This window comes from Amycolatopsis sp. NPDC021455 (assembly GCF_040640995.1).
GTDB lineage: Bacteria > Actinomycetota > Actinomycetes > Mycobacteriales > Pseudonocardiaceae > Amycolatopsis.
In genome coordinates this window covers 17,710-37,478 of sequence record NZ_JBFACT010000077.1, presented here as the reverse complement: position 1 = coordinate 37,478, position 19,769 = coordinate 17,710, and the positions used below count along the sequence as shown (strand labels likewise).

General features: G+C 70.4%; 19 protein-coding genes. 7 read left to right on the top strand and 12 right to left on the bottom strand.

Translation table 11 applies throughout. From position 1 onward, the window contains the following. The first annotated feature begins 88 nt into the window (after window positions 1-88). The gene (locus AB0G28_RS42865; RefSeq protein WP_361103381.1) at window positions 89-1,570 is read left to right on the top strand and encodes a cobyric acid synthase; all 1,482 of its coding nucleotides are present in this window, start codon (window positions 89-91) and stop codon (window positions 1,568-1,570) included. A 3-nt stretch (window positions 1,571-1,573) separates the two neighbouring features. Here the strand turns inward: AB0G28_RS42865 and AB0G28_RS42860 are convergent, their stop codons facing one another. From AB0G28_RS42860 to AB0G28_RS42850, 3 genes are all read right to left on the bottom strand, one after another. Beyond that, on the bottom strand, window positions 1,574-2,176 hold the full coding sequence (locus AB0G28_RS42860) for a DUF4190 domain-containing protein (protein WP_361103375.1): 603 nt from the start codon (window positions 2,174-2,176) through the stop codon (window positions 1,574-1,576). Between the two features lie 74 nt (window positions 2,177-2,250). Beyond that, the gene (locus tag AB0G28_RS42855) at window positions 2,251-2,997 is read right to left on the bottom strand and encodes a CbtA family protein (RefSeq protein ID WP_361103373.1); all 747 of its coding nucleotides are present in this window, start codon (window positions 2,995-2,997) and stop codon (window positions 2,251-2,253) included. A gap of 19 nt (window positions 2,998-3,016) precedes the next feature. Next, a complete protein-coding gene (locus AB0G28_RS42850) occupies window positions 3,017-3,226 on the bottom strand; it encodes a CbtB-domain containing protein (protein WP_043784691.1) in 210 nt (69 codons plus the stop codon). Between the two features lie 194 nt (window positions 3,227-3,420). Here AB0G28_RS42850 and AB0G28_RS42845 point away from each other — a divergent pair, with 194 nt between their 5' ends. Continuing rightward, the gene (locus tag AB0G28_RS42845; protein WP_361103379.1) at window positions 3,421-4,317 is read left to right on the top strand and encodes an ROK family protein; all 897 of its coding nucleotides are present in this window, start codon (window positions 3,421-3,423) and stop codon (window positions 4,315-4,317) included. Between the two features lie 76 nt (window positions 4,318-4,393). Here AB0G28_RS42845 and AB0G28_RS42840 read toward each other — a convergent pair whose 3' ends face one another. The 3 genes from AB0G28_RS42840 to AB0G28_RS42830 form a co-directional block, all read right to left on the bottom strand. Then, a complete protein-coding gene (locus tag AB0G28_RS42840) occupies window positions 4,394-4,822 on the bottom strand; it encodes a peptidase inhibitor family I36 protein (protein ID WP_361103370.1) in 429 nt (142 codons plus the stop codon). A 116-nt stretch (window positions 4,823-4,938) separates the two neighbouring features. Beyond that, window positions 4,939-6,108 carry a helix-turn-helix domain-containing protein gene (locus AB0G28_RS42835; protein WP_361103368.1) on the bottom strand — a complete coding sequence of 390 codons (1,170 nt, stop codon included), beginning with the start codon at window positions 6,106-6,108 and terminating at the stop codon, window positions 4,939-4,941. Between the two features lie 101 nt (window positions 6,109-6,209). Beyond that, window positions 6,210-6,839, bottom strand: a complete 630-nt coding sequence (locus AB0G28_RS42830; RefSeq protein WP_361103366.1) for an RICIN domain-containing protein — start codon at window positions 6,837-6,839, stop codon at window positions 6,210-6,212. 265 nt (window positions 6,840-7,104) lie between these two features. Here AB0G28_RS42830 and AB0G28_RS42825 point away from each other — a divergent pair, with 265 nt between their 5' ends. The 3 genes from AB0G28_RS42825 (at window position 7,105) to AB0G28_RS42815 (ending at window position 9,404) form a co-directional block, all read left to right on the top strand. Further along, window positions 7,105-8,091 (top strand): winged helix-turn-helix domain-containing protein, encoded by a 987-nt coding sequence (locus tag AB0G28_RS42825; protein ID WP_361103364.1) that lies wholly within the window; start codon window positions 7,105-7,107, stop codon window positions 8,089-8,091. 132 nt (window positions 8,092-8,223) lie between these two features. Continuing rightward, window positions 8,224-9,090, top strand: coding sequence for a hypothetical protein (locus tag AB0G28_RS42820; protein WP_361103362.1), 867 nt, complete (start codon window positions 8,224-8,226; stop codon window positions 9,088-9,090). Between the two features lie 17 nt (window positions 9,091-9,107). Continuing rightward, window positions 9,108-9,404 carry a hypothetical protein gene (locus AB0G28_RS42815; RefSeq protein WP_361103360.1) on the top strand — a complete coding sequence of 99 codons (297 nt, stop codon included), beginning with the start codon at window positions 9,108-9,110 and terminating at the stop codon, window positions 9,402-9,404. Between the two features lie 16 nt (window positions 9,405-9,420). Here the strand turns inward: AB0G28_RS42815 and AB0G28_RS42810 are convergent, their stop codons facing one another. After that, complete coding sequence (locus AB0G28_RS42810) at window positions 9,421-10,026, bottom strand: helix-turn-helix domain-containing protein (protein ID WP_361103358.1); 606 nt, start codon at window positions 10,024-10,026, stop codon at window positions 9,421-9,423. 83 nt (window positions 10,027-10,109) lie between these two features. On the opposite strand from AB0G28_RS42810, the gene AB0G28_RS42805 reads away from it, so the two are divergent. After that, window positions 10,110-10,982 (top strand): SDR family oxidoreductase, encoded by an 873-nt coding sequence (locus AB0G28_RS42805; protein WP_361103356.1) that lies wholly within the window; start codon window positions 10,110-10,112, stop codon window positions 10,980-10,982. Window positions 10,983-11,040: 58 nt separating this feature from the next. On the opposite strand, the gene AB0G28_RS42800 is transcribed toward AB0G28_RS42805, so the two are convergent. Further along, window positions 11,041-12,489 (bottom strand): glutamate synthase subunit beta, encoded by a 1,449-nt coding sequence (locus tag AB0G28_RS42800; RefSeq protein WP_361103354.1) that lies wholly within the window; start codon window positions 12,487-12,489, stop codon window positions 11,041-11,043. Continuing rightward, window positions 12,482-17,065, bottom strand: coding sequence for a glutamate synthase large subunit (gltB, locus tag AB0G28_RS42795; RefSeq protein ID WP_361103352.1), 4,584 nt, complete (start codon window positions 17,063-17,065; stop codon window positions 12,482-12,484). Before gltB ends, AB0G28_RS42800 begins: the two co-directional genes overlap by 8 nt. Window positions 17,066-17,614: 549 nt before the next feature. On the opposite strand from gltB, the gene AB0G28_RS42790 reads away from it, so the two are divergent. Further along, on the top strand, window positions 17,615-18,262 hold the full coding sequence (locus AB0G28_RS42790) for a YigZ family protein (RefSeq protein ID WP_361103350.1): 648 nt from the start codon (window positions 17,615-17,617) through the stop codon (window positions 18,260-18,262). On the opposite strand, the gene AB0G28_RS42785 is transcribed toward AB0G28_RS42790, so the two are convergent. The 3 genes from AB0G28_RS42785 to AB0G28_RS42775 form a co-directional block, all read right to left on the bottom strand. After that, window positions 18,242-18,814 (bottom strand): GNAT family N-acetyltransferase, encoded by a 573-nt coding sequence (locus AB0G28_RS42785; protein WP_361103348.1) that lies wholly within the window; start codon window positions 18,812-18,814, stop codon window positions 18,242-18,244. The two genes, AB0G28_RS42790 and AB0G28_RS42785, sit on opposite strands and share 21 nt — an antisense overlap. 40 nt (window positions 18,815-18,854) lie before the next feature. Further along, window positions 18,855-19,112, bottom strand: a complete 258-nt coding sequence (locus AB0G28_RS42780; protein WP_361103346.1) for a hypothetical protein — start codon at window positions 19,110-19,112, stop codon at window positions 18,855-18,857. A 139-nt stretch (window positions 19,113-19,251) separates the two neighbouring features. Next, a complete protein-coding gene (locus AB0G28_RS42775; RefSeq protein ID WP_361103377.1) occupies window positions 19,252-19,707 on the bottom strand; it encodes an Lrp/AsnC family transcriptional regulator in 456 nt (151 codons plus the stop codon). Window positions 19,708-19,769 lie beyond the last annotated feature (62 nt).

Sequence of the window (19,769 nt, the reverse complement as noted above, 5' to 3'; positions counted from 1 at the left end):
CTTCGAGGACGCCGTCTCATTTTAGTCCTCGCAGGACAAGCGCCCGAAGCGTTCCTCGGAGGTCCCAGCCATGAAGGAAGGTAGTCCTATCAGCGGCCTGCTCGTCGCCGGGACGACGTCCGATGCCGGGAAGAGCCTCGTCACCGCCGGGATCTGCCGGTGGCTTGCGCGCCGGGGAGTGCGGGTCGCGCCCTTCAAGGCGCAGAACATGTCCAACAACTCGATGGTCTGCGGCGACGGGGCCGAGATCGGGCGGGCCCAGTGGGTGCAGGCCCGGGCCGCCGGCGTCGAACCCGAGGCGGCGATGAACCCCGTCCTGCTCAAGCCCGGGAGCGACCGGCGCAGCCACGTCGTCGCGCTCGGGAAGCCCTTCGGGACCCTCGAAGCCGGCGAGTACGCCACCGGCCGGGCCGGGCTCGCCGAGATCGCCTTCGGCGCCTTCGAAGACCTCAGTGCCCGGTACGACGTCGTCGTCTGCGAAGGCGCCGGGAGCCCCGCGGAGATCAACCTGCGCGGTGGCGACTACGTCAACATGGGGCTCGCGCGGCGGTTCGGGCTGCCCGTGGTCGTCGTCGGCGACATCGACCGCGGGGGTGTGCTGGCCGCGATGTTCGGCACCCTCGCGCTGCTCTCCGCCGCGGACCAGGCGCTGGTCGCGGGGTGGGTGGTCAACAAGTTCCGCGGGGACGTCAGCCTGCTGCGGCCCGGCCTCGACAGCCTCGAGAAGGTGACCGGGCGGCCCGTCCTCGGCGTCCTGCCGTGGCTCGACCGGGTGTGGATCGACTCCGAGGACGCGCTCGCCGCCGCGGGCTGGCGCCGGGAGGCCCAGGGCCGGGGGCTCGACGTGGCCGTCGTGCGGTTCCCGCGGGCCTCCAACGCCACCGACGTCGACGCCCTGGCCGCCGAACCCGGCGTCACCGTCACCCTGACCGCCGACCCCGACACCGTCGCCGCGGCCGACGTCGTCGTGCTGCCCGGGTCGCGGGCCACCGTCGGTGACCTCGCCTGGCTGCGTGAGCGCGGTCTCGACGCGGCCGTGACGGCCCGGGCCGCGGCCGGACGGCCGGTCCTCGGCATCTGCGGTGGGTACCAGATGCTCGCCGAGTCCATTGTGGACGACGTCGAGTCCGGGGCCGGTGCGGTGGCCGGCCTCGGCCTGCTGCCGGCGCGAGTGACGTTCGCCGCGGAAAAAGTCCTCGCCCGCCCGGTCGGCGAGTGGCGCGGCACCCGGGTGGACGCCTACGAGATCCACCACGGCTCGGTCACCTCGGAGGCGGCGGCCGAGTCCTTTTTGGACGGCATGCGGGCCGGGGCGGTCTGGGGCACCATGTGGCACGGCGCGTTCGAGAACGACGCCTTCCGCCGCGCCTGGCTCACCGAAGCCGCGGCGCAGGCGGGCGTCGGCTGGGCGCCGGCGCCGGACGCCCCCGGGTTCGGCGAGCTTCGCGAAGAAATGCTGGACAAGCTGGCGGACGCCGTCGGCGAGCACCTCGACACCGGAGTGCTGGAGACGCTGCTGGAGCGGGGCGCGCCGCCGGACCTGCCGTTCGTCCCGCCCGGCGCGCCCTGACACTCAGCGCTCGTACGGCGTCACGTACTGCCCGCCTCGCGCCTGGATCGCGCAGACGGCGGTGTGCTTGCCCGCTGCCCAATCGGCCCCGCTGGGGTGGAACGTCACGACCTTTCCGCTCTCCGGCTCCACGCCGGCGCCCAGGTACTGGTCGCTCCGGACCTGACAGCCCGCGGCGGCGGCCTGCCCGAGTTCGTCGTCCGACGGTGCCCCGGCGAGTGTCAGGGTGAACGCCGCGAACGCTTCGCCGTCGTGCGGCTTCATGCAGGACGCCTTGGCGATGTCGGTGTCCTGCACGAGGTAGCACTCGCCGGCCTTCAGCGCCTGCCCGGTCGGTGCCGTGCCCATGATCGTCGACTGGTCGACGTACGCGATGGTCGCGGCCGTCAGCACCCCCGCCCACACCACGCTCAGCACGATCCCGGCGATCGCCATGCCGCGGCCGGTCTGGTTCCGCTTGGGGATCTGGACCAGCGCGACGATCCCGAAGACCGGTGCCGCGAGCACCGACAACCCGCAGAAGCCGGCGATGCCCAGAATCAGCGACGCGATCGCGAAGGGATTGCGCGCCGGCGGAGCAGGGCGCGAAGAATCGACTTCGGACATGGTTCCCCCCTGTGCAGTCCTGTCGGCGGCAGTGTAAGCGACCGGTCCGACAGAAACCGCACAGGGAGAACGCTTCAGGCGGTGACGGTGGCCTCCCGGTTCAGCGCCTTTTCCGCGAACGCGCCGAACGCCAGGCCCAGCGCCAGCCACAGCGTCGCCTGGGTGCCGACCGAGGCCGTCCGGAAGCTCCACAGCGTCGAGGCCGGGAACGTCGCCGGGACCTCGTCGACCACCGGCATCAGCCAGGCGACCACGCCGATCACGACGAGGTAGCCCGCCGCGGCGAGCAGGAAGCCGTTCCACGCGCCGAAGCGGTCGGCGAGCTTGCGGCCGAACACCGTGGCGAGGATGCCCACCAGCAGCGAAACCGCGACGAACCCGAAGTACAGCTCGGTGCGCGAGCCGATCGTGCCCGGCTGCCCCACCGCGGGCGGGTTGGCCGGGTACTTCAGGAACGGCACCAGGAACACCACGGCGAACGCACCCGCCGTGAGCAGCAGTGCCGTCACCCGCGGGCGTAGGTTTCCGAGCCGTCCCTGGGCGAACGCGAAGGCCAGCGAGAGCAGCCCGCCGATCGCGACGCCGTAGACGAGCACGCCCGTCAGCAGCCCGACCGTGCTCTGGATGTCCCGGGGGACGAGTTCTTCCTCTTCGGCGGAGGGGGCGGGTGCGGCGTCGTGGGAGTGGGCGTGGCCGGCGGACTCCTCGAGCCCGATGGCGGCGTTCACCGACGGCTCGCCGAAGGCGTAGGCGAACCCGAACGCGAGCACGCCGGCGATCAGGCCCGCGAGCATGCCGCGGACCAGCAGGGTCTTCATCATGGGAGCGCGTGCCCGCCGATCAGTGGCAGGGGAAGGCCAGCAGGTGCCGGCCGTCGTGCACGAACTCGTGGACGTAGGAGTTCGCGAAGACCGCCATGGCGCCCTGTTCGGCGCTCACGAAGTAGAGCGCGATCAGGGCGAGGAGCACCACGAACACCGCCCACGGCACGATCTCACGGATCGGGATGCGGATCGGGAGCGGAACGGCGGGAGCTGCCGTCTGGGTCATGGCGTGGCCTCCTCGGGCTTTCGCGGCCTCATCGGGGTCGGTCACGAGGGTCCGGGTCTGGCTTCCCCCTGGCGGGGGTCACAGTGGCGCGACCGCGCGGACTTGCACCGCGTTCCGGAATCTCCTCGTCTGGCCGGTTGAGCGTAGGTCGGCGCTTCCGGGCGCGTCAATGTGACAATGCCGCCGTGACTCGAATGGTGGCCGCCCTCGACGTGGGCGGGACGACGATCAAGGCGGCGCTGCTCGACGAGCGGCTCCAGCCCCAAGCGGCGCTGCGGGCGGAGACGGCGCGCAGCGCGGACGGCACGGCGCTGGCCGCGCAGGTCGCGGACATCGTGGCCGCGCTGTCGGAGCAGGCGGGCACCGGGCAGCCGGCCGCGGTCGGCGTGGTCGTGCCCGGGATCGTGGACGAACAGACCCGCGTCTGCCACTTCTCGGCCAACCTGGACTGGCGCGAGGTGCCCTTCGGCGAATTGCTGGAGGGACGGCTCGGGCTGCCCGTGGCGTTCGGCCACGACGTCACCGCGGGCGGCATCGCCGAGTTCCGCGTCGGCGCCGGGCAGGGCGCGACGAACGCCGCGTTCATCCCGGTCGGCACCGGGATCGCGGCCGCGCTCCTGCTCGACGGCCGGATCCACCGGGCGCACGGGCAGGCGGGCGAGGTCGGGCACATCGACGTCGGCCACCCGGGCAAGTGCGGCTGCGGCGCGACCGGCTGCCTGGAGGCGATCTCGTCGGCGGCCGCCATCGCCCGCCGCTACACCGAGCGCACCGGCCGCCCGGCCGACGGCGCCCGCGAGGTGGTGGACCTGGCCCGCCACGGCGACGAGGTCGCGGTGGCGGTGGTCCAGGACGCGCTCGACGGGCTCGGCCACGGCATCCGCACGCTGCTGACGCTGCTCGGGCCCGAGGTGATCGTCCTGGGCGGCGGGCTGTTCACCGCGGCGGACTACGTGCTGGAGCCGGTGCGGGCCTGGCTCGCCGCGCACCTGACGTTCCAGAAGATGCCGGAGCTGCGGATCGCGAAGCTGGGCGACGAGGCCGGGCGGCTCGGTGCGGGCCTGCTGGCCCTGGACCTGCTCGGCGCCTGACTCGCCCCAAGTCCGTGAAGGCCTCCTTACCGGCTCTTATGGCCGGTAAGGAGGCCTTCACGGCCCGAAACCGGGGTCAGCAGGGGGCGATGGAGGACGCCTGGTCGTTCGGGTCCTTGCCGACGTAGGTGTTCGCCGAGCCCGCGTTCATCACTTCACCGCGCTTGGCGTAGTTCTCGTGCCAATACCAGCAATACACCTGTCCCGTGTTGTTGACCCACGAGCTCAGCTGGTCGGACCACGTTCCGTCGTTGTTGTTGTGTTTCGAGCTGCGGCAGTCCTGGCAGGAGAAGACGCGGAGGTCCGGGTAGGCCGCGCCGGCCGGGATGGCCAGGACCTTGCCCCCGAAGTCCTTGTGTTCGTAGAAGCACACCGAACTCGCCGGGCAGGTCTCGAGGACGCTGGCCGGCAGCGCGGGCGCGGCCGTGGCGGCCGCGGTGATCGTCAGGAAAAAGGCGGAGACGATTCCCGCGAGCGCGGCGAAACGGGATCTGAACGTCGGCATCTGCTATTACTCCCTTTCCGTGGGCGGTAACGCAGAGGCGAGCCTACGGTCGCGTCCGGCGGAAATCGTTGGCACATCTCGCAAATCCGCGACCGCCCGGTTGGCACGAGGCGCAATCAGGTCCAGGCGCCGGCCAGCAGGCGGGCGACGGCCGCGCTGAGGACGCGGACTCCCTTCGTCGAGCCGGGGTCGACCGCGGTCACCTCCCGCACCCGCCGCAGGCGGTAGTCGAGGGTCCGGGGGTGGATGTGCAGCGCGACGGCGGCGCGGAGCCGGTTCATGTCGTTGCGGTAGTAGACGTCGAGCGTCCGCACCAGGTCCGGGCCGTTCGCGAGCCGCCGCGCGACGTCGCGGAGCCACTGGTCCACCTCCGGCACCCGCGCGACGCCGAGTTCGACGAAGACGTCCGCGATCCCGCACACGGTGTGCGGGACCCGCTGCACCGGCGCGGCCTCGGCCACCTGGCGCGCCGTGGACACGGCCTCGGGCAGCCGGCCCGCCGGGCCGGTCGCGACGCCGACGCGGCAGGGCCCTTCCACGACTTCGGCGATGTCCCGCACCACCGGCAGCGGGTCGTCCGGCGGCTCCGCCCGCGGAGAACACGCGGGCAGCAGCGCGAGGAGCTCGTCCGGCCGGCGCCAGGCGAGCGGCACGGCGTGCATCTTGAACACCGACTCGACGACGGCGTCATCGCCGTCGCCACAGCACGGTGGTCGGCCGGGAAACCGCATCACCACGGCGGCGTAGTGGTCGTGCAGGCAGACGCCGAGGTCTCGGGCGAGGCCGGCCGCCGACAGGTCGCCGGCCAGCAGCAGGTCGACGAGGTCGTGCAGCCGCTTGCCCACCGAAAGCCGCAGCCGCTGCGCGGCGAGGTAGCCGTCGAGGTAGGAGCCACTGCCGCGGGTGCCCTGCTCGCCGAACCAGGCCGTGAGGCGCAGCAGCTCCTCGAGGTCGTCGCCGTCGGCGACTTCGTTGATCTCACGCAACATCAACGTGGCGTGCAGGGCGAGGACGCGTTGTGCCGCGCCGGTGGAGAACCCTTCTTCGGCCCGTTTCCGGCCGATGTCCCCGATGAAAGAAAGGTCTTCGCCGGAAAGGCCACGGCTTTCGGAGACCAGCTCGACGGTGTGGCGGCGAAACCACACCGCGTAATCCAGCATCTCCGCCCGGGAACGGGGATCTGCGGCGTGCACCCGGTAATCCGGGAGCTCGCGTTCGTACGCTTTCACCTCGGCCCGCGCGTTGGCGTCGGACCGTTTCATCAGTTCGTCCAGCAGGCCACTCATGTCGATCCGTCCTCCCCGCCTCGGGTGGATACGGTGCTTCGACGTGCGGGAACGCGGGCCCCGGGAAGCCCGGGGCCCGCGTTCAGGTGCTCATGCCGAGATTACTGCCACCACTGGGACTTGCCACCCGCGATGAAGTCCCACAGCTGCAAGCGCGTGCCGTTGCCGCCCACCGAGCCCTCGGCGGTCAGGTAGCGCGGGCTGGCCGGGGTCTGCAGGCGCAGGTAGCCCTCGGTGTTCTGGGCGAGGGTCCACCACTGGTTCTTGCCACCGGCCATGAAGTCCCACAGCTGGATCTTCGTGCCGTTGCCGTTGATCGTGTTCAGGTCGGCGTCGAGGTAGCGGCCGCTCTGGTAGTTCTGGAACCGGTAGTAGCCCTCCGGGTTCTGGGTCAGCCAGAACGCCTGGTTCGGCGCGGTGTCGTTGCAGTCCCAGAGCTGCATCTTCGTGCCGTTGGCGTTGATGGTGTTCAGGTCGGCGTCCCAGCAGCGCCCGAAGCCCACGGACTGCAGCAGGTACGGCCCCGGGTCGACGTCCTGCGCGGCCTTCGTGTTGGCCGACCGCTGCTGCTTCGCGGCCCCCGCCACCTTGGACGGGATGAGCTTGAGCTGGCCGAGCGACGTGACCGGCGTCCCCTTGCCGTCGGCCGCGCCGGCCTGCGGCACGGCGATCAGGCCGAGCAGGCCCGCCGTCGCGGCGACCGTCACCATCAGGCGCTTCATCTTCGTCATCGTTCCCCTTTTTTCCGGCATCGTTCGTGTAGCTGACGACGAAGGCGTGCGGCGACCGGCGCCGGGCCTCAGCGGCCCGGCGCTGAGTCAGCCGGCGAATCCCCCTCGTCGAGACCGTCAAACCCCCGAAAGCGGTCTCTTCAGCCATCATTCAGTGCCGTCCGGCCCCCGTCGAGGAGATTTCCCGGAGCGGCAAAAACGCAGTTCAGGTGTGTAACGGATCGAGATCTTCCCCCGATGGACGGGCAGACACCCCGGGGGGACCGTGCGGATCGAACTGACGTTGCAGGACCTCGTCCGCGCCCGCCTCGCGGCCGCGGCCGACCCGATGGGCGAACTCGCCGCGAGCCTGCAGGTGCTGCAGCGGCGCGACGGCGGCCGGAACGCGGCGTCGGCGGCGTTCAACCGGTGGCGGCACCGGGTGTGGCAGGGGCTGCCGGACTCGGCGTCGGTGCTGATGTGGCTCTGCCGCCCGGACGCGCCGATCCCGGAGTTCCTGCTGCCCGCGGCGGGGCGCTACGACCTGGAGTCCGGGCTCGCGGCGGTGCTGCGGGCCGAACCGGTGAGCTTGAAGGCCGCGTTGCGCACCGCCCCGCCCGAGCGCGACCTGCCCGCGTGGGCGGCCGCGCTCGCCGACGGCGACCCGGCGGGCCTGCCGCGGCTGGTGCAGGCCATGCAGGAGTACCACGACCTCGCGCTCGCGCCGGGCTGGGACGTCGTGTGCGCCCAGGTGGACGCCGATCTCGGGATGCGCACGCAGGTGCTGCTCCACGGCGGGATCGACGCGCTGCTGACCGGCCTGCGCCCGAAGGTCCGCTGGACCGCGCCGGTCCTGGAGACCGACGACGGGATGTCCGGGACGCTCTCCTCGGAGGGCACGGGCGTGCTGCTGGTCCCGACGTACTTTTCGGTGTGCCCGGCCCTGGTCCCGCCGTCCCCCGGCGGCACCCCGCGGCTGCACTACCCGTGCGTCCGCCACGCGGCGCACCCGGCCGGGTTCGACCGCGGGGCCCGCCGGACGCCGGGCAACGCGCTGGCGGACCTGCTGGGCCCGACCCGCGCGGCGGCGCTGGCGGTCCTGGCGGTGGGCTGCTCGACGTCCGAGCTGGCGGCGCGGCTGGGCGTCACGCCGTCGGCGGTCAGCAAGCACACCACGGTGCTCCGGCGGGCGGGGCTGATCATCACGCACCGGGAGCGGAACACCGTGCTGCACTCGCTCACGCCGCTGGGAAGCGCCCTCCTCGACAGCTGACCGGGAGTAAATCACTTTTCGGCCGGGTTCCGGGAATTCCGCAACCGGTCAATTCCGCGACAGCTCTCCGGAAACCGTAGCGGGATCCGGGTGACCGCCGACTTCCGCCTCGAGAAAGGCGGGAGAAACGAGATGAAACACCCGATGCGGCGAATGGCCGCACTGGCAGCTGCCGTCGTCGCCGCGGCCTCGATGGCCGGCTGTTCGCACGGCCCCGCGGACCGGCGGGCGCTGTGCACCCAATTCGACAAGCTCGGCAACGAAACGATGACCGCGTACGGCCTGCTCGCCAACGCCGTCTTCGCCTCGGCCGGCGACCTCGCCGACCTGGCCCGGCGATACCAGGGCGGCGGCCTGACCGCCGACGCCGACGCGCTCGAGCGGATTTCCGGTTCACGCGAGACGAACGGGCTCGAGCTGGAGAAAGCGACTTCGGGGACCGCGGCGGTCTGCGGCCACCCGCTCGGCATCGGCACCACGAGCTACACCGGTACCGGCGGCGGCAGCGGGGTGACGCCGCCGGGCGGCGGCTACGGGAGTTACGGCGGCTACGCGGCCCCGGGGACGACGTCGTCCCCCGAGCTGCCGACGTCCTCGAGCAGCTCCGCACGGTCCGACGACGACTCCGCTCAGGCCATGCTCCGGCGGCAGGCCGACGCAGACCGGGCCCGGGTCGACGCCTTGGCGGACCGGTGGGTTCCGCAGCTGTCCTCGAAGAACTACGGCCTGGTGGCCGACGGGACGACGTACGGCTACGGCGCGATCTGGGCCGACTTCACGACGACGAAGCAGTCGTTCCCAGCTGCCCTGCTGCTGTGGTCCGGCGACTACACGAGCTTCGCCCGAGGCGATTTCTGGGTGACTGTCGAGAACACGCCGTTTGCGACCGCCTCGGCCGCCGACGGCTGGTGCGCGGCCGCCCGCCTCGACGCCGACCATTGCTTCGCCAAGCTCGTTTCCCACACCCACAGCCCTCAGGGCAGCACTTCGCACCGCTGAACGAGAAAGGGAACATCATGAACTGGAGCGTTTACGAGGTCTTCAGCTTGATCAGCGGCATCATTCTGGTGGGTGTGGCCTGTGCGCCCAAGCTCAAGGCCTCCGAACGGTTCTGGGCCCTGGTGGGTGGCGGTGGCCTGATCGGTTACGCTTTTTACGTCGCGAACCAGTCGTACGGGACCTTTTACTTCCCGGCGGCGATCTTCGCCATCCCCGTCGTGGCGATCGGCTACCTCGTCCTGCAGGCGTATTCCCGGACGCGGGAGAACGCCTCGGCTGGGCAGGAGCCACCCGACGAGGAGCAGGGCGCGTGAGCGTCCTGCCGGGGATTTAGTCGTTCGGTTGCTGTCCGCGGAGGATGGTCGTGGTCAGTGTGGCGGTCGCCGCGACCAGTTCGGCCAGGGCCTCGCGGGTGAGTTCGGCGAACTCCCGCTCGTTGCCGGGCTCGATCCAGCGGGTGAAGCCGGTGGTGAAGGCGAGGCCGCCGATCTCCGCGGCGAGGCTCGCGGCCGGGTCCGGCACCCCTCGTTCACGCAAGGCGCTCGCCATCGCGGCGGTGAGCGTCGCGTGCTTGAGCAGCTCACGTTCTCGCAGGTCGCTGTGGTCGGCGACGACGGCTTGGACCTGCTTCGCCCGTTCTCGCCGCTGCGGCCCGAAGGGCGCCGCGGCGGCTTCCAGTGCCGCCGCGACCGCCTCGATCGGGCTCGCGGACGCGGGGAGAGCCGTGATCGCATCGGCGAAGATCCGGCTCAAGGCCTCTTGACCCGCGAAGAGCACTTCGCGCTTGTCGGTGAAGTGGCGGAAGAAGGTCCGTTTCGTCAGCCCGGCCCGCTCGGCGATCTCGGCGACGGTGACGCTGTCGTACCCGCGCTCGCCGAACAGGTCGAGCGCCGCGTCCAGCAGTCGCTCACGCGTGTTCGGCTCCCAGCGGCTCATGCCTCCAGCCTAGGCGATGACACCTGGTGTCATCACAGTGCTAAGGTGATGACACCAGGTGTCATCATCAATCGGAGGTTCTCATGCGTGTGTTCGTCACCGGTGCGTCCGGCTGGATCGGTTCCGCCCTCGTGCCCGAGCTGCTCGGCGCCGGCCACCAGGTCGTCGGCCTGGCGAGATCGGACGCCTCGGCGGAAGCCGTCGCCGCCATGGGCGCGGAAGTCCTGCGCGGCGACCTGGCCGACCTCGAAACCCTGAAAGCGGGCGCCGAAAGCGCCGACGGCGTCGTCCACCTCGCCTTCGGCCACGACTTCGCCGGGATGGAAGCCTCGATCCGGACGGACGCGGCCGCGGTCGCCGCCATGGGCGAGGTGCTGGGCGGCAAGGTGTTCGTGGCCGCTTCGGGAACGCCGATGGTGCCCGGGCGCGCGGCGACCGAGCAGGACGACCCCGTCTTCGCGGGCCCGGTGGCCGGCCGGGGGGACAACGCCCGCGCGGTGCTCGCCACGGCTGAGCGCGGGGTCCGTGCGTCCCTCGTACGGCTGCCGCGCTCGGTGCACGGCGAAGGCGACGCCCACGGGCTCATCACGCGCCTGATCGGCCTCGGGCGCGAGAAGGGCGTCGCGGCTTACGTCGGCGACGGGACCGCCCGCTGGCCCGCGGTGCACGTCCTGGACGCGGCCCACCTGTTCCGCCTGGCCGTGGAGCAGGCCCCGGCGGGATCGGTGCTCCACGCGGTGGGCGACGAAGGTGTGCGGATCCGCGATGTCGCCGAAGTGGCCGGCCGCCGTCTCGGCCTGCCGGTCACCTCGGTCGAGCCCGGGGAACTGGGCTTCCTGGGCACCCTGGCCGGGCTCGACCAGCCGGCGTCCAGCGCGAAGACGCAAGAGCTGCTGGGCTGGCGGCCCGTGCACCCGGGCCTGCTGGAGGACCTCGAAAAGGGTTACTACGGCTGACAAGTGGAGCAGCGCCGGCGGAGGTGGCGACGATGACACCTCCGCCGGCGCTGGGGTCTTACGCGATCGGGCGGTCCGTCGGCGCGATCGGCCGGGGCAGCACGTCGCGTCCGGTCAGGTAGGCGTCGACGCCGGCCGCGGCGCTGCGGCCCTCGGCGATCGCCCAGACGATCAGGGACTGGCCGCGGCCCATGTCGCCGGCCACGAACACGTTGTCCAGGCTGGTCTTGAACGCCTTGTCGCGGGCCACGTTGCCGCGCGCGTCCAGTTCGACGCCGAGGTCCTCGATCAGGCCCTTCTTCTGCGGCCCGAGGAAGCCCATCGCCAGCAGGACGAGCTGCGCGGGCAGCTCGCGTTCCGTGCCCGGAACCGGGACGAAACTGCCGCCCTCGTTGCGGACCTCGACCAGCTTCAGAGCGCGCACGCGACCATCGGAATCACCCAGGAACTCCTGCGTGTTCACCGCATACAGCCGCTCGCCGCCCTCTTCGTGTGCCGAGGACACCCGGTAGATCATCGGGTACGTCGGCCACGGGTGGGCGTCCGAGCGGGCCTGGGGCGGCTTGGGCATGATCTCCAGCTGCGTCACCGAACGCGCGCCCTGGCGGTGCGACGTCCCGACGCAGTCCGCGCCCGTGTCGCCGCCGCCGATGACCACGACGTCCAAACCCGAGGCGTCGAACGGCGACTTGTCCAGTTCGCCGGAAGCGACCCGGTTGGCCGGCGGGAGGAACTCCATGGCCTGGTGGATGCCGTCCAGCTCACGGCCGGGGATCGGCAGGTCCCGCCAGTCGGTCGCGCCACCGGCCAGCACCACGGCGTCGTAAGCCAAAAGCTCCGCGACCGGCATGTCCACGCCGACGTTCACCGACGTCCGGAACTCCGTGCCCTCGGCACGCATCTGGTCGAGACGCCGGTCGAGGCGGGACTTCTCCATCTTGAACTCGGGGATGCCGTAGCGCAGCAACCCGCCGATCTTGTCGGCCCGCTCGAGGACCACGACGCTGTGGCCCGCGCGCGTGAGCTGCTGCGCCGCGGCAAGTCCCGACGGGCCGGACCCGACGACCGCGACCTTCTTCCCGGTCTTCGACACCGGGAGCTGTGGCGTCACCCAGCCTTCGTCGAAGGCGCGGTCGATGATCGAGATCTCGACCCGCTTGATCGTCACCGGGTCGTCGTTGATCCCGAGCACGCACGCGGTTTCGCAGGGCGCCGGGCACAGCGTGCCGGTGAACTCCGGGAAGTTGTTGGTCGCGTGCAGCCGTTCGATCGCCTGCTGCCAGTCCTCCCGCCAGGTCAGCGTGTTCCACTCGGGGATGAGGTTCCCGAGCGGGCAGCCCTGGTGGCAGAACGGGATGCCGCAGTCCATGCACCGGCCGGCCTGCTTCTGCAGCTTCGTGGTGGCGAAGTCTTCGTAGACCTCTCGCCAGTCCAGCAGCCGCAGGTCGACCGGGCGGCGCTTCGGCTCTTCGCGGGTGGTGGTCAGAAAGCCCTTGGGGTCAGCCATGTGCGGCCTCCATGATCGCCTCGTTCACGTCGCGCCCGTCGCGCTCGGCCTGCACCTGGGCGGCGAGCACGCGCTTGTAGTCCTTCGGCATGACCTTCCCGAAGCGGTCGACGCCCGCGTCCCAGTCGGCCAGCAGCTCCCGCGCGACCGCGGATTCCGTTTCGTTGTAGTGCTTTTCCAGCGTCTCGCGCAGGAAGTCCGCGTCCTCGGAGTCGAGCGGGTCGAGGTCGACCATCTCCGGGTTGACGCGGTGCGCGGGCAGGTCCAGCACGTACGCGATGCCGCCGGACATGCCGGCCGCGAAGTTGCGCCCGATCGGGCCGAGCACGACCATCCGGCCGCCGGTCATGTACTCGCCGCCGTGGTCGCCGACGCCTTCGACGACGGCCAGCGCGCCGGAGTTGCGCACGCAGAACCGCTCGCCGACCTTGCCGCGGATGAAGATCTCGCCGCTGGTCGCGCCGTAGGCGATGACGTTGCCCGCGATGATGTGCTCCTCGGCGGCGTACCGCGCCTCCTTGGGCGGACGCACGATCAGCCGTCCGCCGGAGAGGCCCTTGCCGACGTAGTCGTTGCCGTCGCCGTACAGCCGCAGCGTGATGCCCTTGGGCACGAACGCGCCGAACGACTGACCGGCGGTGCCGGTGAAGGTGACGTCGATGGTGTCGTCCGGCAGGCCTTCGCCGCCCCACCGCTTGGTCAGCTCCGACCCGAGCATGGTGCCGACCGTCCGGTTGACGTTGCGGACCGGCAGCTCCAGCCGGACCTTGTCACCCGAATTCAACGCGCCCTCGGCGAGCTGGATCAGCGTGTTGTCCAGGGCCTTCTCGAGACCGTGGTCCTGCAGGGTCTGCTGCAGGCGCAGCCCGGCCGGGGCCATGTCGGGCACGTGGAAGATCGGCGACAGGTCGAGCCCGGACGCCTTCCAGTGCTCGATCGCCTTGCGCTTGTCGAGGAACTCGGCGTGCCCGACGGCCTCGGCGATGGACCGGAAACCGAGCTCCGCCAGGTACTCACGCACTTCCTGGGCGATGAACTCGAAGAAGTTGACGACGTACTCGGCCTTGCCGCTGAACTTCTCCCGCAGCTTCGGGTTCTGCGTCGCGACGCCGACCGGACACGTGTCGAGGTGACACACGCGCATCATGATGCAGCCGGACACCACCAGCGGCGCGGTCGCGAAACCGAACTCCTCGGCGCCGAGCAGCGCCGCGACGACGACGTCACGGCCGGTCTTGAGCTGGCCGTCGGTCTGCACGACGATCCGGTCGCGCAGCCGGTTGGCCAGCAGCGTCTGCTGCGTCTCGGCCAGGCCCAGCTCCCACGGGCCACCCGCGTGCTTGATGGACGACAGCGGCGAGGCGCCGGTGCCGCCGTCGTGGCCCGAGATGAGCACGACGTCGGCGTGCGCCTTGGACACGCCCGCAGCGACCGTGCCGACGCCGACCTCGGACACGAGCTTCACGTGGATGCGCGCGTTCGGGTTGGCGTTCTTGAGGTCGTGGATCAGCTGGGCGAGGTCCTCGATCGAGTAGATGTCGTGGTGCGGCGGCGGCGAAATCAGGCCGACACCCGGCGTCGAGAACCGTGTCTTCGCGATCCACGGGTACACCTTCGCGCCGGGCAGCTGCCCGCCTTCGCCGGGCTTCGCGCCCTGCGCCATCTTGATCTGGATGTCGTCGGCGTTGACGAGGTATTCGCTCGTGACGCCGAAGCGGCCGGACGCGACCTGCTTGACCGCGGAGCGACGCTCGGGGTCGTAGAGCCGTTCCGCGTCTTCGCCACCCTCGCCGGTGTTGGACTTCCCGCCGAGGCGGTTCATCGCGATGGCGAGGGTCTGGTGCATCTCCATGGAAATCGAGCCGTAGGAGATGGCGCCGGTGGCGAACCGCTTGACGATCTCCGAGACCGGCTCGACCTCCTCGATCGGCACCGGCGCGCGCTTGCCGTACTTGAAGTCGAACAGCCCGCGCAGCGTCAGCAGCTTCTCGGCCTGGTCGTCGACGGCCTTCGTGTACTCCTTGAAGATCTCGTACTTCCCGGAGCGCGTGGAGTGCTGCAGCTTGAACACCGTCTGCGGGTTGAACAGGTGCGGCTCGCCCTCGCGGCGCCACTGGTAGTCCGCGCCGGTCTCGAGCTCGCGGTGGGACGCGCGGAACCCGTCGGCCGGGAACGCGTACTTGTGCCGCTTCGCGACCTCGTCGGCGAGCGTCTCGAAGCCGACACCGCCGAGCCGGGACGTCGTGCCGGTGAAGCAGTTCTCGATGACCTCTTCGCCGAGCCCGATCGCTTCGAAGATCTGCGCGCCGGTGTAGGACGCGACGGTCGAAACGCCCATCTTCGACATCGTCTTGCGGACGCCCTTGCCGAGCGCCTTGATCAGGTTCTGCGTCGCCTGCTTCGGCGTCACGCCGGGGATCAGGCCCTGGTGGGCCATCTCCTCGACGGTCGCCATCGCCAGGTACGGGTTCACCGCGGCGACGCCGTAGCCGATCAGCAGCGCGATGTGGTGCACCTCGCGCGCGTCGCCGGCCTCGACGATGAGGCCGACCTGCGTGCGCGTCTTCTCGCGGACGAGGTGGTGGTGCACCGCGCCGGTCAGCAGCAGCGACGGGATGGGCGCGTGGTTTTCGTCGACCCCGCGGTCGGACAGCACGATCAGCCGGGCGCCGTCCTCGATCGCCTCCGAAACCTCGGCGCGGATCTCGTCGAGGCGCTTGATGAGCGCGTCGCCGCCGCCGTGCACGTTGTAGCGGCCGAGCACGGTGACCGCCTGGAACTCCGGCAGGTCGCCGTCGTCGTTGACGTGCACCAGCTTGGCGAGCTGGTCGTTGTCGAGCACCGGGAACGGCAGCACGATCCGGCGGCAGCTGGCCGAGTTGCCTTCCAGGAGGTTCGGCTCGGCGCCGAGCTGGGTGCCCAGCGCCGTCACCAGCTCCTCGCGGATGGCGTCCAGCGGCGGGTTCGTGACCTGCGCGAACAGCTGGGTGAAGTAGTCGAACAGCAGCCGCGGCCGGCTCGACAGCGGGGCGAGCGGCGAGTCGTTGCCCATCGAGCCGATCGGCTCCGCGCCGGTGCGGGCCATCGGCTCGAGGATGGCTTCGAGCTCTTCCTCGGTGTAGCCGAACGCCTGCTGGCGGCGCACGAGCGCGGCGTGCAGCGGCACCTCCCGGTCGCGCTCCGGCAGGTCTTCCAGGTGGACCAGCCCGGCCTCGACCCATTCGTCGTACGGGTGCGCGGTGGCCAGTTCGGTTTTGACCTCTTCGTCCTCGATGATCCGGCCTTCGGCGGTGTCCACGAGGAACATCCGGCCGGGTTCGAGGCGTCCCTTCCGGACGATCGTCGCCGGGTCGATGTCGAGCACGCCGACTTCGGAGGCGAGCACGACGAGCCCGTCGTCGGTCACCCAGTACCGGCCGGGGCGCAGGCCGTTGCGGTCGAGGACCGCACCGATCTGCGAGCCGTCGGTGAAGGCGACGAGCGCCGGGCCGTCCCACGGCTCCATCAGCGTCGAGTGGAACTCGTAGAACGCGCGCCGCGCGGGGTCCATCTCCTGGTGGTTCTCCCAGGCCTCCGGGATCATCATCAGGACGGCGTGGGGCAGCGAGCGGCCGCCGAGGTGGAGCAGCTCGAGCACCTCGTCGAAGCTCGCCGAGTCGCTGGCGCCGCGGGTGATCACCGGGTAGACGCGCTTGAGGTCGCCCGGGATCAGGTCGGTCTCCAGCAGCGCTTCGCGGGCGTCCATCCAGTTGCGGTTGCCGCGCAACGTGTTGATCTCGCCGTTGTGCGCGACGTACCGGTACGGGTGCGCCAGCGGCCACGACGGGAACGTGTTGGTGGAGAAGCGGGAATGCACCAGGCCGATGGCGCTGGTGACGCGCTCGTCGGTCAGGTCGGCGAAGAACCGCTCGACCTGCGGCTCGGTGAGCATTCCTTTGTAGACGATCGTGCGCGAAGATAATGACGCGAAGTAGACAGCCGGTTCCCCAGTGTCCTCGACGAGCTCGTGCTCGGCGCGCTTGCGGACGCAGAAGGCGCTGCGCTCGATGTGCAGCGGGTCCGAATGTTCCGGCTTCGGGCGGCGCGCGGCGAGGAACAGCTGCGTGAAGTGCGGCATGGTCTCGGCCGCGGTCGGCCCGCAGTGCTCGGTGTGCACCGGCAGCTCGCGCCAGCCGAGGACGCGCATGTCCTCCTCGGCGGCGATGCGCTCGATGGTCGTCATGGCCCGGCCGCGGCGCTTTTCGTCCTGCGGCAGGAAAGCCGTGCCGACGGCGTAGGTACCCGGCTCGGGGAGCGCGAAGTCCACGACCTCGCGGTAGAACTCGTCCGGGATCTGGATCAGGAGTCCGGCGCCGTCGCCGGTGTCCGGTTCGGCGCCGCGTGCTCCGCGATGTTCCAGGTTGCGCAACGCGACCAGGGCCTTGGCGACGATCGAATGATCCCGTCGCCCGGTCAGATCGGCGACGAAGGCGACACCGCAGGCGTCGTGTTCGTAGTCGCTCCGGTAGAGGCCCTCGGCCTCGGCGTTGCTGAGCTGCTCCCCGGACGGGGGCAGGGAACTGGCACGGTGGGTCACGGCTGGCCGCCTCCCAAGGCGTTGGCGCGACCGGTACTCACTCCATCGAGTGGTTCGTTGCTGAACCGGTTAACGAAGTGGTCCGGTACCGCGATGGTCAGTCGAGAACAGTTGCTGTTGTCGGCGTTAGTGATGTCGCTGCAAGATGCCGCGAAGGATCGGCCGGGCACTCGCTGTGTCCCGGACCGGAAAGCGGTCATCTGGGAGGCCGCACGACGCTGGGCAGCCGAACATGTCGGGTTCCGCGTGCGCGCACAGACCGGCCACTGTGGTGGGGGCCGGACGGAGCGCGCGGTGTTACTCCCGGGTTCGCCGGGTCTTATGACGATAGTGTGAATTCGCTGTTATCGACATACGTCGTTGCGCCCGGGTGGGAAATGCCACGCTTGCGTTGACGGCGTCCGGGGTAGTCCCATATGCCGGGCTGGATCTCCCGCTCGGCGGTATGCCAGCGCTGTGACCTGCGGAAACAGGTGTCTCAAGTGGCCTGGGGCGCGTGTCGTGACGCCGTCACGGGGTGAGAAGCTGGGGACATGACGGACTGGTCCGATGGCTGATCGTTATCTCTCCGTGGCTCGCGAAGGGGTCCACGAGATCGAGATCAAGCGCTCCCGGTTCCTGTGCGCGCTCGCCCCGGTGACCTCGGAGGAAGCCGCGCGCGAGTTCATCGCGGCCCGCCGCCGCGCGGATCCGCAGGCGCGGCACCACTGTCACGCCTTCGTTTTGGGGCCGGATGGGCGAACTCGGCGGTCGAGCGACGACGGCGAGCCGGCGGGCACCGCGGGCACGCCGATGCTGGAAGTGCTGCGCCGCCGCGAACTGACCGACACCGTCGCGGTGGTGACGCGGTACTTCGGCGGGGTGCTGCTGGGCGCCGGCGGGCTCATCCGCGCGTACGGTCAGTCCGTTTCGGACGCACTGGAAGTGGTTGGTGTACTAGAACACCGACGTCTCAGTCTCGTCGAAGTGGCGGTCAGCTACGACCGCGCGGGCCGCCTGGAGAACGACCTGCGCGCGTCGCCGTACCTGCTCCACGCGACCCGCTTCGAGGAGCAAGCCCACTTCGAGGTCGGCCTCGCCCCGGGCCAGGCCGGCACTTTCGCGAGCTGGCTCGCCGACCAGACCAACGGCGAAGCCACCACGAGTTCCCTGGGCGACCACTGGATCACCGGCCCTTCAGGAAGGGTTACGGGCTAACCACTCTTCGCGCGTTATCGCGTACGCGACTTCGCCCTGTTCGCTGCCCGGGGCTCGCTCGTGCTCGGGGAACTCCTCGAAGTACGTGCGGAGGAACTTCATCCCCAGCTTCTCCATCACGCGACGCGAGCGCTCGTTCACCGTCATGGTGAACGCCGTGACCCGCCGGACCCCCAGTTCGGTGAAGCCCTTCGCGAGCAGCGCCGCCGAGCCTTCGGTGCCGTAGCCCTTGCCCCAGGCCTTCCGGTGCAGCCGGTACCCCAGTTCCGGCTCGTCCACCGGATCTTCCGGACGTGGCCGGAAGTGGAACCACCCCAGGAAATCGCCGGTGCGCTTCTCGATCGCCGCCCAGAACCCGTAACCGGGGAAACGCTCGTAGTAACCGAGGAACGCGGGGAGGTCGAGGGTGACGATCTCGGTGCGATCCGCCGGCCGGCCCCCATTGACGTACTTCATCACGGCCGGGTCGTCGTAGAGCTCGAACAGCGCGTCGGCGTCGTTCTCGGTGAACCGGCGGAGGATCAGCCGCTCGGTTTCGAGGAATACGTGCATCGGGTGATGCTGGCAGTAACCCCAGTGTGTGGCAACGTGTTTACGCCGCGACGGCGAGGACCTCGCCCAGTGCCTGCGTGCCGGCCTCGGTGAGCAGGGCGGGCACGCGCTCGCCGCACTTGCCCGGCCGGGCGGGGGCGATCAGGCCGAGCCGCGCGAGCCGGTGCGCGGTCGTCTGGTCGCAGCAGCTCAGGCCGTCGATGAACAGGTCGGGCTCGCAGCTGCAGCTGATCTCGGCCTGGCCCCCGGCCACGGCTCTCAACGTGGCCCGCTCACGATGGTTCAATTCGGTGATCATGGCGGCGCCTCCTTCCCGTTGTGCTCATTAGACGCCCCACCACCGACAGTTTCCGCCTCCTAGCGTGCGAACCCGGGTATTTCGGGGGTACACGTAGGGGTGGCGTGTCGTGCCGCTCCGGGGAACCCCCCGAGTACCCCTAGGAAAGCGGTTCAAGCGTCGTCTTGCGCAGGTGGCGGAAAACGATCGACGTCCGGAACCCGACGATCTCGCGGCGCAATGCGAGCCGGTCGGTCAGGAAAGCGTGCAGCGCGTCGATGTCGGGCGTGGTCACTTCGATCAGGAAATCGTCGTTTCCCGCCGTGACGTACACCGAAAGCACTTCCGGCAGTTCGGCGATCGAGCGCTGGAAGGAATCGATCACCGCCCGGCTCAGCGGCCGCACCTGCGCCGTGACGAGCGCCCGGACGCCGCGGTTGAGGCTCGCGAGGTCGACGTCGGCGTGGTAGCCGCGGATGACGCCGCGTTCGCGGAGCAGCCGGATGCGTTCGAGGCACGTCGACGGCGCGATGCCGACCTTGCGGGCGATGTCCCGGTTGGTCTGCCGCGCGTCCTCCTGCAGCAGGCGCACGATCGCCGAATCAAGTTCGTCCAGCACCGGGACCTCCGTATCGGAACCGAATTTCGTTCGGCGGATTGTGGGATTCTTCGACGTTC